20 protein-coding genes are annotated in these 17,739 nt (G+C 44.7%); all 20 read right to left on the reverse strand.

Annotated elements, in window-relative coordinates:
- Positions 1-465, reverse strand: a 465-nt coding sequence (locus UF75_RS08370; RefSeq protein ID WP_045574153.1) for a flagellar hook-basal body complex protein, incomplete at its 3' end; no start/stop codon positions are given.
- 46 nt (positions 466-511) lie between these two features.
- Entirely contained in the window at positions 512-1,921 is a 1,410-nt protein-coding gene (locus UF75_RS08375) for a flagellar hook-basal body complex protein (RefSeq protein ID WP_045574154.1), read from the reverse strand.
- Positions 1,922-1,986: 65 nt separating this feature from the next.
- The gene (locus UF75_RS08380) at positions 1,987-2,469 is read right to left on the reverse strand and encodes a flagellar hook capping FlgD N-terminal domain-containing protein (protein ID WP_045574155.1); all 483 of its coding nucleotides are present in this window, start codon (positions 2,467-2,469) and stop codon (positions 1,987-1,989) included.
- 9 nt (positions 2,470-2,478) lie between these two features.
- Entirely contained in the window at positions 2,479-4,257 is a 1,779-nt protein-coding gene (locus tag UF75_RS08385; protein ID WP_045574156.1) for a flagellar hook-length control protein FliK, read from the reverse strand.
- A 75-nt stretch (positions 4,258-4,332) separates the two neighbouring features.
- The gene (locus UF75_RS08390) at positions 4,333-5,085 is read right to left on the reverse strand and encodes a FliA/WhiG family RNA polymerase sigma factor (RefSeq protein ID WP_045574157.1); all 753 of its coding nucleotides are present in this window, start codon (positions 5,083-5,085) and stop codon (positions 4,333-4,335) included.
- A gap of 123 nt (positions 5,086-5,208) precedes the next feature.
- The gene (locus tag UF75_RS08395) at positions 5,209-5,604 is read right to left on the reverse strand and encodes a hypothetical protein (protein ID WP_242860166.1); all 396 of its coding nucleotides are present in this window, start codon (positions 5,602-5,604) and stop codon (positions 5,209-5,211) included.
- Positions 5,601-6,083: a chemotaxis protein CheD gene (locus UF75_RS08400; protein WP_045574158.1), complete on the reverse strand. Its 483-nt coding sequence runs from the start codon at positions 6,081-6,083 to the stop codon at positions 5,601-5,603. The genes UF75_RS08395 and UF75_RS08400 overlap by 4 nt, the downstream gene beginning before the upstream one ends.
- Positions 6,080-6,676 (reverse strand): chemotaxis protein CheC, encoded by a 597-nt coding sequence (locus UF75_RS08405; protein ID WP_045574159.1) that lies wholly within the window; start codon positions 6,674-6,676, stop codon positions 6,080-6,082. The genes UF75_RS08400 and UF75_RS08405 overlap by 4 nt, the downstream gene beginning before the upstream one ends.
- Before the next feature lie 2 nt (positions 6,677-6,678).
- Positions 6,679-7,323: a flagellar brake domain-containing protein gene (locus UF75_RS08410; RefSeq protein ID WP_045574160.1), complete on the reverse strand. Its 645-nt coding sequence runs from the start codon at positions 7,321-7,323 to the stop codon at positions 6,679-6,681.
- An 88-nt stretch (positions 7,324-7,411) separates the two neighbouring features.
- Complete coding sequence (locus UF75_RS08415; protein ID WP_045574161.1) at positions 7,412-8,275, reverse strand: MinD/ParA family protein; 864 nt, start codon at positions 8,273-8,275, stop codon at positions 7,412-7,414.
- The gene (gene flhF / locus UF75_RS08420; RefSeq protein ID WP_045574162.1) at positions 8,268-9,479 is read right to left on the reverse strand and encodes a flagellar biosynthesis protein FlhF; all 1,212 of its coding nucleotides are present in this window, start codon (positions 9,477-9,479) and stop codon (positions 8,268-8,270) included. Before flhF ends, UF75_RS08415 begins: the two co-directional genes overlap by 8 nt.
- On the reverse strand, positions 9,469-11,538 hold the full coding sequence (flhA, locus tag UF75_RS08425; RefSeq protein WP_045574163.1) for a flagellar biosynthesis protein FlhA: 2,070 nt from the start codon (positions 11,536-11,538) through the stop codon (positions 9,469-9,471). The genes flhF and flhA overlap by 11 nt, the downstream gene beginning before the upstream one ends.
- A 27-nt stretch (positions 11,539-11,565) precedes the next feature.
- Entirely contained in the window at positions 11,566-12,621 is a 1,056-nt protein-coding gene (flhB, locus tag UF75_RS08430; protein WP_045574164.1) for a flagellar biosynthesis protein FlhB, read from the reverse strand.
- On the reverse strand, positions 12,618-13,397 hold the full coding sequence (fliR, locus tag UF75_RS08435; protein WP_045574165.1) for a flagellar biosynthetic protein FliR: 780 nt from the start codon (positions 13,395-13,397) through the stop codon (positions 12,618-12,620). The genes flhB and fliR overlap by 4 nt, the downstream gene beginning before the upstream one ends.
- Positions 13,398-13,566: 169 nt before the next feature.
- Positions 13,567-13,839: a flagellar biosynthesis protein FliQ gene (gene fliQ, locus UF75_RS08440; RefSeq protein ID WP_045574166.1), complete on the reverse strand. Its 273-nt coding sequence runs from the start codon at positions 13,837-13,839 to the stop codon at positions 13,567-13,569.
- 27 nt (positions 13,840-13,866) lie between these two features.
- A complete protein-coding gene (fliP, locus tag UF75_RS08445) occupies positions 13,867-14,634 on the reverse strand; it encodes a flagellar type III secretion system pore protein FliP (RefSeq protein ID WP_045574167.1) in 768 nt (255 codons plus the stop codon).
- Complete coding sequence (locus tag UF75_RS08450; RefSeq protein WP_045574168.1) at positions 14,634-15,107, reverse strand: flagellar biosynthetic protein FliO; 474 nt, start codon at positions 15,105-15,107, stop codon at positions 14,634-14,636. The genes fliP and UF75_RS08450 overlap by 1 nt, the downstream gene beginning before the upstream one ends.
- 1 nt (position 15,108) lies before the next feature.
- Complete coding sequence (locus UF75_RS08455; RefSeq protein WP_045574169.1) at positions 15,109-15,471, reverse strand: response regulator; 363 nt, start codon at positions 15,469-15,471, stop codon at positions 15,109-15,111.
- Between the two features lie 14 nt (positions 15,472-15,485).
- Entirely contained in the window at positions 15,486-16,691 is a 1,206-nt protein-coding gene (gene fliY, locus UF75_RS08460) for a flagellar motor switch phosphatase FliY (protein ID WP_045574170.1), read from the reverse strand.
- Entirely contained in the window at positions 16,684-17,682 is a 999-nt protein-coding gene (gene fliM, locus UF75_RS08465; protein ID WP_045574171.1) for a flagellar motor switch protein FliM, read from the reverse strand. Before fliM ends, fliY begins: the two co-directional genes overlap by 8 nt.
- Positions 17,683-17,739: the final 57 nt, after the last annotated feature.

The raw sequence follows: 17,739 nt of genomic DNA on the forward strand, positions 1-17,739 counted from the left end.
AGTTATATCCCCATTCTCGGCAACCGCTACTTCTGTTGCGCCTGAGGGAATCAGAATGCTCGGTTGTACTACATTTCCTTGCATATCCGCAAGTTGCCCATCCCCATCTACTTGAAATGTCCCTACACGAGTATAGCTCGTTTCTCCATTCGGTGTCTTGACCTGAAAGAACCCCGAACCATCTATTCCTAAATCTAAAGGGCGATCAGTATGGTTCAAAATCCCTTGTTGAAGATTCGTCCCACTGGCGCTAGAAAGCACTCCTGCTCCAACCTTAACAGTATTTACTGTATTTACTTCGGTTTTTGTATTTCCAGAACGCACCTCTGTCGCCAAAGCTTCAGCGAAAACCATCTGATTGGCCTTAAATCCCGGCGTGTTGGAATTTGCTAAGTTGTTCCCTATGGTGTCTATCGCTAACTGCTGCGCACGGAGTCCCGACGCAGCAGTTCCTACAAGGCGCATGAAGCATCCCTCCGTCTTCTCGAAATGAGTTTAAAGCTTATTTGTATTAGCGTTTTAGATTAATAAGTTCTTCTAAGAGAGTATCTGAAACCGTGATTACGCGAGAATTGGCTTGGAAGCCACGTTGAGCCACGATCATATCTGTGAATTCTGTTGAAAGATCGACGTTAGACATTTCTATGGTGTTAGAGACGATGCTTGCTCGGCCATCCTCCCCTGCAGCGCCAACACTAGCCATACCAGAGTTATTGGTTGTCGTGTAGAAATTCCCACCCACATTCTGAAGACCCGCAGCATTTGCGAAAGAAGCTACAGCGATTTGGGCTATATTATGGCTCAATGTGTCTACTCCATTACTATATTTTCCAGTAATCACACCACTTGGACCAATGCTAAATTCTGTTAGAACGTGAGGTTTGTTCGTAAAATCATAACAGAGTGGTGCAGTCATTGTAGTAGCAGTACCGCTCGCATCATTTGCCCCAATAGTAATTTGATATTTTCCACTCACAGCTTTTACTGTATATTCCCCATTTCCTGGCTTGTCAGAAGTAGCTAATGTATATTTTTTATTCGTAACGCCAGCATCAATATAGATAGGTGCCCCGGGTAAAGGAGGAAAATCCACTGTTGCTGTATTACCCGAAATAGAAACAGGCCCCATATTGGCAAGAGGCACATAACTCATGTTCAACCCTGATGGAGTAGTAGGAGCGATAAAACCTGATGCAAAGGTTATAGTTCCGCTCGTTGGGTCAAAGGTGAATTGACCTGTTGAAGGTGTCGTTGTCAAAGGAACTATCGTCATTCCGTCAATCTTAACATTCGCTGCACCAACTAATCCAGCATCAACGTATTTTGCAGGAGTCACAGGTGTTGTTGTGGTATCTTCGGGGGTAAACCCTGTCGTTGCATCGTTTAAAAACACGGGAGTAGTCGTCACCGGCATGCCATTATCCGTCGCCAATCTATCCCCTATCTTAAACCTTATATCCGACGCTGCTCCCCACACAACCGGCGTTGTATCATCTGCTCCCCAGCTGTAGCCTTGAACCTTAGCTCCAGTTGCTGGATCTACAAGAGTACCTGCACTATCCTGACCAAACCCACCAGCTCGAGTGTAAACTGGCTGCCCGTTATTATTCAACACAAAGAATCCCGTTCCTTGTAACATCATGTCCGTTGGGTTTCCCGTGGTTTGTGAACTTCCCTGAGTCATAATTTGATCAATAGAGCCTATCATCGCACCCAAACCGACTTGCGTCGCGTTTGTTCCCCCCATTGTTGGAGAAGGAGCTGATGCCCCCTTCATTGTTTGGCTCAGTGCGGTCGCAAAAGACACTCGACTCCGCTTAAAACCTGTTGTATTAACGTTGGCAATGTTATTCCCGATAACATCCATTTTCACTTGGTGATTTTTTAACCCCGAAATGGCGGAATATAACGAACGCATCATAAGACGTATGTCCTCCCTATTGCTTAAACTCTGCTAAATTAGCAGGATAATATCTTTGGTGACGGTTAAATTGTTGTTTCAGGAGTTTGCTCTTTAACCAGTGTAATCAGACCCATCTCCAAATCCACCACTGTCCCGTCTTCCTTGCGAATCTGTAACTTTGGATCACCGTCAAGCCACTTCACTGCTTCAACAGTGCCTTCAATTACGGTCTCACCATCAGTATCCACACCACTCGCCCATTTGCCGATCATGGCAGACCCTTGCGTAAGCGCTGATTGTTGGGAGAAGAAAGTCATACTTTTGTTCAAGGCGTCCATGGATGTAGCGATATTGTTCATCTGCTCCAAAGAGCTGAACTGGGCCAATTGCGCTATCGAATCTTTGTTATCTGTTGGATTCAAGGGATCTTGATTTTGCATCTGCGCAATAAGTAGCTTGAGAAAATCATCTTTTCCCAGTGTATCATTGGTTACGATCCCTTGGCTTCCGCTCAAATTATTCGATGAATTAGTTTTAGAAGTTGTCCCTTCAATTGTGTTACCCATAGCGACCTCCTATGCCGTGATATTAATCCGATTGATTCCATCCTGTCCTACGGAGTTGAGATTAGTGATTGGGTACAGACCCTCTTCTTCGTTAGAAAGTGTATTACTTTGATGAAAGGTCTTATTGGCCTCATCACCCTGAGGCTGTTGATGCCCTGCTCCACCTTGTCCCATTTGCAACGAACCACAGTTTACACCTTGACTTATTAGGTTTTGGCGTAACTCTGAGAGCTGATTCTGAAGGAGTTGTCCAGTCGCTGCTTCAGAAGGATGCACTTGTAAGTGAACCTGTCCACTCTCCCAACGTAAGAAAATCCGGATTTTGCCCAAATCTTCTGGATGCAGTTGAATATCTAACTCCTTCAAAGCCTGTTGCTTGTTTATGACTTGCTCACGCACTACTGTAGAGATCTGTTCCCATACAGGAATCGCCACAATTTTTCCGTCTGCCAAGGTTACAGGTACTACGTTAGCAACTACTACCCCAACCCCTGTGCTTGAAGCCTGACTTTGACCATCTTTTGTTCCAATGGGTTCCTTAGATTCCGTAAAATTAGCTTTGCTAACTTCTTTATTAAAATCCTGAAATATTTTTAAAAACTCATTTTCCCGAAGACCCGTTCCCTCGGGTTTCTGTTGAACTTTAGTCGAGAAATCAGTATCTTTCGAAGCATTCACAATTGATTCTAAGTCAATCCCAATGCCCTTCGGCTGATTAATGAGTGTTTCATTGACTCCTTGAGGTACTTTGGCTTCTTCAGCCCCTTCTATAAGGCTAGGGTAAAGAGCTGCCAAGAGATTGACTGCCTTTGTGTTCAGCTCAGGATTACCCCCGTAACCACTCCCTGCAGATAGAACCTCAAGCAACCGCTGAAGTACATTTTGCCGTAATTCCCGGTCAAAAGTCTTTGTTCCAGCACTATTAGCGACTGTCGATTTAACCAAAGAACTTGACTCTTCTCCGCCATCCTCAGTCAACGTCATCAAACCTTGAACGACCTTCGCTAATTCCTGGTGAAAATCCTTTGTTCCAATACTACTAGCCACTGAAGAATTAACCAAAGTAGTTGTCTCTTCTCCAGCATTACCCGTCACGTTTGTCCAGCCTTGCATAATCTTCGCTATTTCCTGACCTATATCCCTTGTCCCCATGCTATTTACACCTATGAGATTCTCCACAGGAGTAGAGTCAGTAATCTTTCCTGAAAGTGCCACCAAAAGATTAGTTATTACCTGTCTATATTTATCCAATTCCGTGATTCCTGGATTATCACCCTGAGGGTCAGGTGTCGTCATCCCTGTCGACGCTATACCCTCATTTGAGGTCAGAGAAACTAAATTCAACAACGCCATGTTGAGATTCTTACCCGCTTCATCCGACTTATTGGGTAAGACTGCATTGACTAATAATGAATTCTCAATCCCCTGACTCACACTTTCTCCGGAATTGGCCTCCTTGCCTGCCGGAAGATCACTCTGAAGCATCATCTGTGTAAGAAACGGAAGCACAAAGTTACCGTATCCTAGAATACTATCCACGCTATTAGAGTTCGGGTCACTTTGCACCGGATTAGCATAACCTTGCTTTTCCTCCGAATCTTGGTTTGCTAAAGAGGAGCTTTGTCCTTTCGTATTTGAGCATAAATTCATTTTGCCATTAAGCATAGCAGCAAATACTGCTGCCGCGTTTTCATAGCCGTCTGATGTCTCTTTTCCCTGTGAGGTTGCCTTATTCTCTACTTTTTGGCCACCCTTTAAAGGAACCGAAAGGACCGGAATACCACTCATTTGCCATCACCTCCAATTAAACTTCTATGGTTATATCGGCAAAATCCTATAAAAACATTAGGACAATTATTTCCACTAAAACAAATTCTTCTTTTGTCGACTAAGCCTTCCTCTTAAGCGCAAGATCGCTTGAGAATGGAGTTGGGATATCCTAGATTCAGAGAGCTTCATGACAGCGGCAATCTCTTTGAGGGTTAGTTCTTCTTGATAATATAGCGCAACGACTAATTTCTCTTTGTCCGGCAATTTCTCTACTGCTATAGCTAGGATCTGTTTTTGTTCGTCTTTCTCTACTACTTGATAAGCTTCTTGAGCTTCTGGGTCCACGAGTAAGTTGAGTGGCGTGCCACTATTGTCCCCTTCATTATCAACAGTGGTTTCATCGAACGAAGTTAGGGTAAGAATTTGGGCTTGGACCAAAATCCCTTCTATCTCCCGAACCTCCACTTGTAGTAATTCCGCGACTTCTTCGGCAGTAACCGCCCGTCCAAGCCGATATTCTAACTCTGCAAAACCGTCTTGAACTCGCTTCACTTTCTGCCTTGCAGAATGTGGAACCCAGTCCATGGTTCTGAGTCCATCAATCATGGCCCCGCGAATGCGTATTGAAGCATAGGTTTCAAATTTCCACCCTCTGGCCGCTTCAAATCGTTCTAAGGCATCAAGTAACCCAAAGACACCATAGCCGATGATATCATCCTCGTCGACATGGGGGGGAAGAGAAATTGCTAAGCGACCCGCAATACGCTTTACCAATGGCAAGTATTGTTCGACATGATCTCGTTTCCAAGGCCCGCGTGAGGCGGCTTCATAAGCTTTCGGTACCAAGTTTTACTCACCTCCCTTATTCGAGGCTCGAGGCACGAGGCTCGATGTTCATGGTTCGTGGTTTATAGTTCAAGTTTCATAGTTCATAGTTCGAGCATCGTGCATCGATCATCGTGCATCGATCTAGTTCCAACCCATACGGCGCACAATTTCCGCTTGTTGCTTACTATCCGGTAGGCCTGAGCTTAAATCACGATCAATTTGTCCGGGAAATTCTGCTTCTTGCCCCTGTACCCCAAGAAGCTCAACGTCTCCAACAGAGAAGTCTATATTGCTACCACATCCAGAATCCGAGTCAGGCAGACTATTCTCAGTTTCCGGAGGTGCCGTTCTTTCAAACAAGTTTAATATTCCAGCCATTAAGAGATGCATGACTCCAAATGAAACTGCGGCCCGAATCATTAAATTCAATAAACTCAACCTATTGATCCAGCTAAGCATCACGACAATCACCGTAGTAACAATCGAGAGTCGCATGGCCCAAAGCTGATATAGTTCCCTGTTCTGGGCGGCCATCATACCACCTTTTCCCCATGATTAATCGTTCGTATGCGTAATTCCCCTGTCCCGACATCAAAATGAATCGTACGCCCAAAACTTCCTCCCACATCAGCTACCAAAAGGGGAATTTTATGCTTTTTTAGTTCCTGCTCCACTGCTTCGGCATTGCGATCCCCGATTTTAAGAACCGGAGGTTTGCCTGGAAAGGAAAACATCTGAGCACCACCGGCCATTTTAGCCCTGAGGCGAGATTTATTGGCGCCCATACTTGATATTTCTTTGAGCAATAGTTCCAGCGCAGTGTCCGCATATTTCGCTGGATTGCCCCCTAAGCTTCCATTAGCTGTCGGTAGCATAATATGGGCCATCCCACCGACTTTAAGAACGGGGTCATGAATACAAATCCCGATACAAGATCCTAACCCGGCCGTTAACAAAAGTTCTGGGGCAGTAGCGGTTTTATAATCGGCCATCCCGACAGTAATAACTCCATTCATACTCCCATAGCCTCTAACAATTTATTCAATGAACCATCATCTGGTAAAAAGATAAACTGCCCTTCAATTTTAGGAATTCCAGTCAGTTGTGTATCGATAAATAACACCGTATCGTCCAGTACCCCTTCTTCAAGGAAAATTGCATCCAGACTAGCGCCAATCATATCCACCGCTAAAGCTGGGACAGAAGGTTGAAGGGGAATCCCTGAAAATTGAGTTAAGGCCATAATGAAGGAACTCACTAAGATATTTCCAACTTCTTTTAAAGCAGATTGTGCCATCTCATCCGAATAGAGATCCATCGGCTCACTCGTCCCAAACAAAGCTTGAACGACGATTTCGGCACTTTCTACGGGAAAGAAAAAAACAGCTTTTCCCGAGGCCTCCCCTTCAACTTTCACATAGATGACAGCCTGAGGTGTATCAAGTTGTCCCACTATAGCTGAAACCTGTTCAAATTCGACTGCCCATACTTCTGGTACCGACATATCAATTCGGCGTTGTAAAAGGGTGGACAAGGCCGTCGCTGCATGTCCGGAACCAACGTTTCCTATTTCACGCAAGGCGTCCAGTTGGAACTGGGTAACTTTCATGATTATACCAAACCTTTCTTACGCATTTCCCTTTGTATATCAAAGACGCAGCGAATGATAGTATCTCGCTCTCGTTCCGAGATTTCATAAAACTCAGCGGAAACACTGTATAAGTTGGTTTCCTCCATCTTTTCAGTCCTGATTACACGGACAGGGGTCTGTAGCTCTCCCATTGGCAAGGTTATATGAACATAGAGTAATGATCTATCTTCCACTCGTTCCTTCGTGGTAAACCGCATTCCTCCGCCACTTAGGTCAAGCATCATCGCGTTATAAGAATCACTGAGTCCTTCTCGAGTTACCATTCGGAACATGATCGGAAATGAGGCGTTAACTCGCACAAAGTTACGGCGTTGAACCTTGGCAACAGTATCTGGCAATTCCAACACGAACATTGGGACCGGGACTGCGATCCTTTGCATGATTTTCCCTTCAAACGAGTAAACTGCTGTTTCGTCACAAAACGTTAGCTTTACCTTTGTCCCCTCGCGCAAAGGAACTAGCTGACCATGTTGAAACGGAGCACCCACTGAAAGGAGTCTCTCTCCCACTTCTTCAATGCACGTCCGATAGTTCCCTGTATACTCGCCTTCCAGCGCGATAAGTTCCACCGCCAGACCGTGAAAAAGCTTCTTTTTATATGACAAATCGCTACCCCCCTTTTCGAAGTTCGAGGTTCGATGTTCATGGTGAATATCGAATATTGATTAGCTCCTAGATAACATCTTCTATAATCTAAAACGATCGAAGCAACTTGCTTAGGAAACCTCGTACCCCTCCCGCTTGACGAGGCGGACGAAGATAAATTCCGGTAACTTTACCGGCAATCCACTGTATGCACTGATAGGCTGAACTTTCTGGAAAACTGATTCCCAGAGGTTCCTGTTTCATAACCGAGCGTCCTACGAGCGGGTCATCGTAAACCCAACCTATGAAGTTAAGTGACCCGTCTAAAAATTTATGAACAGCCGTTTCCAGCCGATTAAACGTGTCCAGAGCGTCTGCTTTACTCTGTACCCGATTAATCACCACATGGATAGGGACCTCACCGGCTTCTTGTTTTAAGGACTTAAGTAAACCATACCCATCAGTTAACGCCGTAGGTTCTGGCGTAGTCACCATAATAATATCGTCCGCTGCTTGCAAAAAATTTGTGACCGTATGTCCGAGACCCGCTCCTGTATCAATAATCAGCAGATCTGCAATCGTTTCTAAACGCCCAAGATTGGCTATAACATTAGTTAACCTATTCCTCTCTAAATTAGCAAGTCTCTGTACTCCAGAACCACCCGGGATAATTTGTATTCCCCGAGGACCCGTCAAAAGAATCTGTTCAATTGTTTTTTCTCCCGATAATAAATGCTCAATCGTATAACGCGCCGTTAACCCAAAGGCAATATCTACGTTAGCTAGACCTAAATCTCCATCAAGAATCACAATCCGCTGTCCATATTCAGCCAAGGCGAGTGCTAAGTTAATCGTGAAACTAGTTTTGCCCACTCCTCCTTTGCCGCTAGTTACCGCAATCACCCTCATTTTACTGTGTCTGAAGTTTTTACGAGAGGCCATATCTCGCAAGACACTCGCTTGATCATTCATTGGGCATTTCCTCCCCGATCACATAGCGCGCCAAACGGTATGGTGTTGCCGCCTCTATGTCATCCGGGACATTCTGTCCGTTTGTCACATAAGCTGTTGGGAGTGTTGTCTGGCTCAGGAAATTCAGTATAGCGCCTGCACTCCCTGTCTCGTCCAACTTAGTAAAGATGAGATGACTAGTTAGGTCTTGGAAGCGTTGGTAAATCCGATGTTGATCAGCTGATTGAGTGGTGGCGCTCATCACAAGCATTGTAAAATCTGGTTTAGCCTCATCCAAAAATGCACGTAATTCAGACATATGCACATCATGGTGAGGACTTCGTCCAGCAGTATCAATAAAAATAAGTTCTTTATCAGCATGTATATGTAACGCTTCGTTAAGCCCCGCTGGCGTCATAACGACTTCAACAGGTACCCCAATAATTTCCCCAAACGTTTTAAGCTGCTCAACGGCAGCAACCCGATAAGTATCTGCCGTAATCAAAGCAACCTTACGTTTATCGACAATACTGAAGCCCGCTGCGAGCTTACCAATTGTCGTAGTTTTTCCAACTCCAGTAGGTCCAATCAAAGCGACAATCCTAGGCTTGTCAATTCCAGGTTGAATAAGCCCGATCTGTCCACATATCTGACGAACATTGGCTTCAATCCGGGCGTATACCTGAGAATTGTCATTCCATTCTTCTGGCGACAATGTTTGTTGAACATGACTTATCAAGCGCTTAACTAAGTTTTCGCTTATTCCTCTGTTCTGTAAATGATCTGCCCATTTTTGAAGTACGAGCGGCCAAACACCTTTTTCATCTCCGAGCACCTCCATATGCTTGTTCATTTGCTCAAGCAACAGATGCATCGACTTAATTTGAATTTGAAGGTCCTCTGTTTGCTCCTTTTGCTCTATTTGTTCCTTTTGCTCCTTTTGCTCCTTTTGCTCCTTTTGCTCCTTTTGCTCAGGCACATGATTAGTAACTATAGGTTTTGTTGCTTCGACATACCCATAATTCGAGGCTGAAGTCTTCTGCGCAGCAACTGGTTCTTCTTCAATGGCCGCCGTGATTTCAACTTTCTTTTTGCCAAAGAAGCCTAAGAAACTTCCATCACGAAATTCACGCGTCTGAAGGATAACGGCTTCGGATCCCAGTTCCCGTTTCACTTTTCCCATGGTTTCTGACACACTATCTCCCACAAATCGCCTAACTCGCACGTTCCATCCCCACCATTCCTACAGCTTGAACTTGTACCCCCTGGACTAATTCATTATATGATAGCACCATGAGTTGTGGCAGTTGACGCTCCGTGACCCGTTTTAAATTAATTCTCACCAGCGGTGCACACACAATTACTGGCGTTAACCCTTTAAGCATAACCTTTTCAACCTCGCGCGTGAGGTTTTGCATAAGTACATGGAGCACCTTCGGATCTAGTGCTAAATAAGTGCCGTAATCAGACGGTTGAATGCTATCCAGAATTTGCTGTTCAACTTGTGGATCTAAAGTCATCACTGGTAAACTTTTATCTTTCCCAAGAAGTGGCTGCAGAATCTGTCGAGCTAATGCCTGCCGGACATGTTCAGTCAAGCGGTCCGGATCTTTGGTAACCATAGCATAGTCTGCTAGAGTCTCCAGAATTGATACCATATCCCTTATGGAAACCCTCTCACGCAGCAAGTTAGCTAGAACCTTCTGAACTTGACCCAGACTTAGCGTTTCTGGTATTAACTCATCCACAACGGCGGGGGCTAATTCCTTGGCATGCTCAATGAGCGTTTTAACATCTTGACGATTTAGAATTTCCCAGGCTTGAGTCTTAATCACTTCCGTAATATGGGTTGCCAGCACGGTTGGCGCATCCACCACCATCCACCCACTAAGTTCTGCTTGCTCTCGGTATATCGAATTAATCCATTTGGCATCGAGACCGAAGGCTGGCTCTTTAGTAGGGGTCCCCGGAATCTCAGCATCATCTGCCCCATTACTCATTGCCATGTAATGGTCCGCCAAAATTTCGCCTGTAGCGATTTCTGCGCCTCGTATTTTTATAACATATTGATTAGGTTGTAAGTTCATATTGTCGCGCACCCTAATCACCGGAACGATGAACCCCAGCTCACTGGCAATCTGACGGCGAATTAGCACAATCCGTTCGAGGAGATCCCCCCCTTGTTGGACATCCACTAAGGCAATCAACGCATAGCCTAATTCAAGTTCCATATGGTCAACATTTAAGAGGTTTAGGACATTTTCCGGTTTCTTACTCTCTGCAATTTCCGTTTCCCGAGCTGCTGCTGACTCCTCGACGACCGAAACCTTAGAGTTTCGTTGGAGCATTACTCCCATGGCAATTAAAGCAGCAGCCACAAGAAACAGTGGGAATTTCGGCAAACCAAGCAACGCTAGCATGCTCAATACCCCGGCAGTAATGAATAAAGCCTTTGGTTTTCTAAACAATTGTTTGACTAAATCTTCTCCTAAGTTGCTTTCCGAAGCTGCTCGGGTGACTACAAGGCCTGTCGCAGTAGAGATGAGAAGGGCAGGAATCTGAGAGACAAGCCCATCCCCGATCGTCAACAAGGTATACTTATGAAGAGCTTCTAACAATGGCATGCCCTGCATAACAACCCCGGTAATAAAACCTCCGATAATATTAATAAATAAAATAATAATTGCGGCGATGGCATCCCCTTTAACAAACTTGGTTGAACCATCCATTGCCCCATAAAAATCTGCTTCCTGTTGAATCGCTTTACGCCGATCCCGAGCTTGTTGTTCGTTTATCATACCAGCGTTAAGATCAGCATCGATTGACATCTGCTTGCCTGGCATAGCATCCAAAGTAAAACGCGCAGCTACTTCTGAGACACGCTCGGCACCTTTTGTGATGACAATAAATTGAACCAACACTAAAATAATAAAGATAATAAAACCAACGACAGCATTTCCACGAATCACAAATTCCCCAAACTGCTGAATAATATTTCCTGCATGGCCATCCAGAAGAATGAGACGAGTCGCCGAAATATTCAAAGATAATCGGTACAACGTCAAGGTTAACAAGAGCGAAGGCAAGGCTGAGAATTCCAAAGGATCTTTTGCAAAAACTGCGAGCATCAGGGTTAGGACAGAAGCAGTGATATTTAGGGTAATTAAAATGTCGAGCAATCCCGCAGGCAACGGAACAACCATCATGACCACGATGCCAACTAGTCCCAATGCCGCAATAATGTCTGTATTATTCAAGAACCGATGTTTAATTGTCGTGGCCACGGTTTCCCTCCTTTCGTGGGAAGTCATTTATGCCCTTAGAGACTTCTTCTTCTTCAACCGATATACAAATGCCAAAACTTCGGCAACCGCTTTATAAAGATCCGCTGGAATCCCTTGTCCAATGTCTACCTGAGCATAGAGGGCACGGGCCAGCGGCTTGTTTTCCATGATCACAAGGTCATATTCTTTCGCTAACTCCCGCATTCGCAGGGCAACCTGGTCTTGTCCTTTGGCGACAACGTAGGGTGCTTTCTGTACTTTTAGGTCATAGCGAAGAGCGACGGCGAAGTGGGTTGGATTCGTGACGACAACATCTGCAGTTTTTAAATCTTGCATCATTCGGCTCATGGCCAAGGCTCGTTGCCGTTTCTTGAGTTCACTCTTAAGTTCAGGGTTTCCCTCAGTTTGTTTGTATTCCTGTTTTAAGTCTTCGTCAGACATTCGTAAGCTTTTCTCATGTTCCCACCGCTGATAGATGTAATCAAATGCCGCTATGCCTAAAAAAGAAAGCGAAATATTCCAAGCAAGTTCCATCAAGGCTTGGCCTAAAAAAGTTGCCCCTTGCTCCACACTCAGTTGCTGCAGAGCAGGATAAATATGCAGGCGATCACGGACACTTCCATAAAGAAAGTAACCAATTAATATCACTTTCATTAAGGATTTTGCCAATTCAACCCAGGCCTTTATGCCAAACATTCGTTTTGCGCCACTGATCAGACTTAAACGGGAAATTTGAGGCTTCATGGACTCTCCCGTGAATAAGAACCCCACTTGGATATAATTAGAGATTAAAGCAATCATAAAACCTGCACCAAAAATTGGCGCCATGATTTGTATCCCCAACCAAAGAATATTGACCATTAGGCTTGACGCAGAACGTTCAGTCCACTCTGAAGAAAAGCCTAGGACGTAAGTAAAAAGGTATTCCATACGAAGTAACATGGCAGGAATCCAGAACTTAAGAAGAGCCACGAGACCTAAGAGCATTAAAGCAGAGATCACTTCTTGGCTTTTAAAAACCTGCCCCTTTTTTCGCGCATCCTCTTTGCGCTTGGACGTCGCGGGATGTTTTTTTTCACTCACTGTTTCCACCCCTGGTAAAGTTCTAAGATCCAAGACATGTTGGTGTTAAACAGTCTAGCGACAGTTTCCCCTAAAAAAGGTATCGAGAGAAATAAAATAGTAAGCCCAAAAACAATCTTGACTGGGAAAATAACCGCAAAAATATTGAGTTGAGGTACTGTCCTAGATAAAAGCCCGACCCCGACATCTGATACTAAAAGCGCTCCAAAAATTGGCATTGCTAATTGAATAGCTAAAGCAAATACATGAGAGACGAGCTGAACGTAAAAGAGGTAATTACTCGGCAGATTCGACGGGTTGATCGGAATATAAGCATAACTTTTGACCATCGCTGCGATAAGATAGTGATGTGAATTAGTTGAAAGCAAAAGCATTGTAGCTAAAATAATCTGAAAGTTGCCCATCATAGGACTTTGAACTCCATAGACAGGGTCAATCGCCGCCCCCATGGTAAAACCCATTTGGAAATCAATTAATTGTCCTGCCCCTTGTAAAACTGCAGTTAGCAAATATATTATAAATCCAATGACCAACCCTACTAAACCTTCCTTGATCACTACTGCAACATAAGGTAATAGTTCGATTGGAATTGAAGGATATGTTGCCTGAATTAGCGGATAGATAATGACAGTAATACTTGCAGCCAAAATCAACCTCACCATGGCAGGGACGCCCCTGGCGCCGAAGACTGGTGCTAACATAATCATTCCAGCCCAACGAGATAAAACCAGAAGAAATAAAGAGAGGTTCCATTGGAGCAGCTGGGCTAGACTCAAATTTTGTCCCCCCCTTACTCGATGTTCGATATTCGTTGTTCGGTGTTCGAGGTCTGCAATTCATGTGTGGAAGTCCGCGGTTGATTCATAGTTCGCAGTCAGAAGTCCCAAGTCTGAGAGTCTTGATTCAAGGTTCGAATTTCGAATATCGAATATCGAATATCGAGTTTTACATGCCTCCAAATGTAGCAAGCTGGGTCAATATATTTGAGGTGTATGCTGTCAAAACAGATAACATCCACGGACCCAGCAAAAGAATGACAACTGCCACTGAGATTACTTTGGGTATAAAAGACAGCGTTTGCTCCTGGATCTGCGTCATAGATTGAAAGATACTAACCAGAAGACCCACCAACAAAGAAACTCCAAGAATGGGCCCTCCTACTAGAAGCACAGCTCCCACTGCTTCCTTCGCCATATATAATACCTGATTTTGGGTCACTGTCCTCCCCCTTTATCTCACGCTCTTCTAATGGAAACTCGTCACCAACGACTCAACGACTAAATGCCACCCATCCACTAACACGAACAAAAGTAATTTAAAGGGCAGGGAAATCATCATCGGGGGAAGCATCATCATCCCAATTGACATAAGGGTACTGGATACAATCATATCGATTACGATGAAGGGAATAAAGATCGCGAATCCCATTTGAAAAGCCGTCTTTAATTCGCTAATCACAAAGGCTGGAATCAATACGTAGGTTGGAACGTTTCTATAGGTTTTAGGCCGCTCCATTTTAGATAACCCTACAAAAAGCTCTAAATCCTTCTCCCGAGTCTGTTTAAACATAAACATCCGAATAGGTTCTTCTGCTTTGACAAGGGCTTCCGTCTGTGTGATCTGATTCTTCATATAGGGTTGAACTGCATTCGTATTAATCTGGTTCCACGTAGGAGTCATAATAAAGAACGTAAGAAAAAGGGATAACCCCACGAGCACTTGGTTCGGGGGAAGTTGCTGCGTTCCTAGTGCATTTCTCACAAACGATAATACGATGATAATCCGAGTAAAGGAAGTCATCATCATGAGGATGGCTGGAGCTAACGAGAGCACTGTCAGGAGCATCAAAATTTGCAATGACGTCCCTGTTTGTTGTGTCGCAGAGTTTCCTAGGTCTAATGTAATTCCTGCCGCCCGAGCAATTTTAGGACTTGACAGCATTCCAAATCCCAGGGTAATGCCAAAGGGTAACCCAAATGTGATGAATTTAATGAATCGGCCTGAAGAAGCCATTACTTTTCAACCTCCTCAAGCAAACGTTCCAACTCTATGGAAAAGGGCTCTTCTTTCTGTTGTGACTGCCTCCGCCAAAGCTTTTGGACACTTTGGACCCACCCTTCCATTCGTTCTGTGGGGCGTGTAGTAATCTCTTCCAAGATTTCAGCTGCAATACGCGGATCATGGATCTCACTGATTTTCACCAGGTGGTGATCCGATCCACCGAGGACCTGCAACTGACCAGCAATCTCTACAAGGTAAAGGCTTTGCTGCCCACTCAATACTTGGCGGTCTAGAACCCTAGCCCATGGTGCATTTATCCTTCGATTATTCATCTTGCTCAGACGTCGGATAATCCAAAGGGACACAAGCAAAATAATGAGAAAAACCAGCAACATTCCTAGAAGCCCCCACCACGAAAAAACGGGCTGAGTCACAACCGGAGAAGCTCCACTTGAAGGTAACGGCAGGTCTTCGTTGAATGACATTTTATTTCAACGCCTTCGTGACAGCCTCAACCACGCGCTCAGCTTGAAAAGGCTTAACGACAAAGTCTTTGGCACCCGACTGAATCGCTTCTATAACCATGGATTGTTGGCCCATGGCACTACACATGATGATCCGGGCCTTCGAATCAAATTTACGTATTTCTTTAACTGCCTGAAGTCCGTCCATCTCTGGCATAGTTATGTCCATAATTGTTAGGTTCGGTTGACACTCCTTAAACTTCTCCACGGCTACGGCACCATTTTCTGCTTCACCAACCACGTTAAACCCATTTTTGGTTAAGATGTCTTTAAGCATCATTCGCATAAACGCCGCGTCATCAACAATCATTATTGTATCACTCACTTACAATTCCTCCTTTATTTCAGTGAATTCATTCGTTCAATGGGATGGACTATATCCGTGATTCGAATCCCAAACGTCTCATTAACGACTACCACTTCACATTTAGCAATCAACTTGCCATTGACGATCATATCCACTGATTCCCCTGCCAGACGATCCAGCTCAACGACTGAACCCGGGCCCATTTCTAGGATTTCCTTAATTGTTTTTTTGGCGCGTCCCAATTCAACACTTATTTGTAACGGAACATCCAGAATCAAGCTCAGGTTATCAGGTTGTATCATCTGGGGTCCAGGTTGTAGTGTGCCAAATTGTGCTGGTTGAACTGGTGTTTGCATTCTTGCTTGTGAATTGGGCTGTACCACCCCATAAGAGGGATACTCGGTGGGTGCTGAATAGGGTGGTGCATCATAGACAGGTTGTTGTAATGGGGGTGGAGTCTGATAGGCTACGGTTGTAGTCTTAGGTTGAACAGCGGCAGCAGGCTGTGCGGTCGGCGCTGCAGAGGTACCACCACTCATAGCGCCCATTAGCTTATCAACCATCCCTTTCGCTACACTGAGCGGGATTACCTGAACAAGAGTACTGTCGATGACATCTTCCACAACCATCCGGAACGAGATCCGTACCAGCGTATCATCCGGAGACAGGAAATCCTGAATGACATCTCTCCCTGACGACATATCATTGAGCACTAAATTTGGAGGAGTAATATCGACCATAGCATTAAACATGGTTGACATGGAGGTGGCAGCGGAACCCATCATTTGGTTCATCGCCTCAGAAATTCCACTAATTTGAAGTTCCGAAAGTCCTTCAGATGGATTTTTCCCATCCCCCCCCATCATCAGATCCACAATCACTGAACCGTCTCGTTGGGAGAGAATCAAGAGATTTGAGCCCTCAATTCCTGCTTTGTATTTAACATCACAAATCACGGAAGGGATAGGATAATCCTGGCGAATCTGAGCCGAGGTCGTTAAGTCGACTTTCGGCGTGGTAATATCCACTTTTTTGCCTAAGAGCTGCGATAATGTCGTGGCCGCAGTACCCATCGATATATTGGCAATTTCTCCAAGTGTATCTTGTTCTATCTCATTAAGAAGATCCTCTGATGGCGATATCTCTGGGGCCGATTCCGGCGGTGTCTCCAAGTCTGTTTCTAGCGTTCCCCGAAGCAACGCGTCAATCTCTTCCTGAGAGAGCATCCCATTACTCATCTTGTTCCCCTCCTTCCTTTATTATTTCTGTAATCTGAACGGCGATATGTTCTCCGTGTAAACCAGGGACTGACTTAAATTTCATAAATTCTCCCACATAGATTGGCAGCGGATCCTGAACGGATTGGTTCAGTGGGATAACATCTCCCTTCGCAAGGTCTAAGAGGTCCCTAACGAGGATTTCAGAATTACCTAAATACGCAACCATATCCACCTTCGCCCATTCGATTTTTTTTCGAATCGCCTGTACCTGTTCTGGAGAAGTGACCTTAGCCTTTGTGGAAAAAAGGAAAAATGTACTTAACTTATCTAAAATAGGCTCGAGCACAAGATAGGGCATGCATATATTAATCATCCCCACCGCTTCTCCAATCCGGACTTCAAGAGTTATGAGTACGATCATTTCGTTCGGCGCTACAATTTGAGTAAACTGAGGGTTTGATTCCATTGACAAAAACTGTGGCTTAAGTTGATAAACCTCTCCCCAAGCCTCTTCAGAAATTAAAATCATTTGGCTTAATCGATTTTCAATGATAGTCCTTTCAATTTCCGTTAAATCACGGTTCTTTTCTGTTCCTCCTTGCCCTTGCCCTCCCAAAAGGCGATCCACCACAGCAAACGTGAGTGCAGGGCTGACCTCAATTAAAACAGTCCCTTCCAACGGCTCCAATGAGTAAAGGCCTAAGACAGTGGGGCTAGGTAAAGAACGAATAAATTCATCATAGGTGATTTGCTCAATGGAAAGGACAGAGCTTTCAACAACAGAATGCAAGTTTCCAGAAAGATAAGTGGTAAGCCCTCTGCAAAAATTCTCGTGAATATTATGGAGGGAGTGAATATGATCCTTGGAAAACTTATTCGGACGCTTAAAATCGTACACTCGAATCCGCTTTTGAATCTTGGTTGTCTTCATTTCCTCCACATCAACTTGTCCTTCGGACAGCGCACTCAGCAGTGCATCAATTTCAGCTTGAGTCAAGACGTCTCCCATCAAATCCCCCCCTTCTCTTTATCGATGTTCGTGGTTCGATATTCGTGGTTCGAACCT

This window comes from Desulfosporosinus sp. I2 (genome assembly GCF_000960765.1).
Lineage (GTDB): Bacteria > Bacillota > Desulfitobacteriia > Desulfitobacteriales > Desulfitobacteriaceae > Desulfosporosinus.

Coding starts and splice junctions, on each gene's coding strand:
- UF75_RS08375 (WP_045574154.1), bottom strand. CDS start 1,921: ATGATGCGTTCGTTATATTCCGCCATTTCGGGGTTAAAAAATCACCAA.
- fliP (WP_045574167.1), bottom strand. CDS start 14,634: ATGGCTTCTTCAGGCCGATTCATTAAATTCATCACATTTGGGTTACCC.
- UF75_RS08380 (WP_045574155.1), bottom strand. CDS start 2,469: ATGGGTAACACAATTGAAGGGACAACTTCTAAAACTAATTCATCGAAT.
- UF75_RS08415 (WP_045574161.1), bottom strand. CDS start 8,275: ATGAATGATCAAGCGAGTGTCTTGCGAGATATGGCCTCTCGTAAAAAC.
- fliM (WP_045574171.1), bottom strand. CDS start 17,682: ATGGGAGACGTCTTGACTCAAGCTGAAATTGATGCACTGCTGAGTGCG.
- fliY (WP_045574170.1), bottom strand. CDS start 16,691: ATGAGTAATGGGATGCTCTCTCAGGAAGAGATTGACGCGTTGCTTCGG.
- UF75_RS08385 (WP_045574156.1), bottom strand. CDS start 4,257: ATGAGTGGTATTCCGGTCCTTTCGGTTCCTTTAAAGGGTGGCCAAAAA.
- UF75_RS08395 (WP_242860166.1), bottom strand. CDS start 5,604: ATGATGGCCGCCCAGAACAGGGAACTATATCAGCTTTGGGCCATGCGA.
- UF75_RS08400 (WP_045574158.1), bottom strand. CDS start 6,083: ATGAATGGAGTTATTACTGTCGGGATGGCCGATTATAAAACCGCTACT.
- UF75_RS08405 (WP_045574159.1), bottom strand. CDS start 6,676: ATGAAAGTTACCCAGTTCCAACTGGACGCCTTGCGTGAAATAGGAAAC.
- UF75_RS08450 (WP_045574168.1), bottom strand. CDS start 15,107: ATGTCATTCAACGAAGACCTGCCGTTACCTTCAAGTGGAGCTTCTCCG.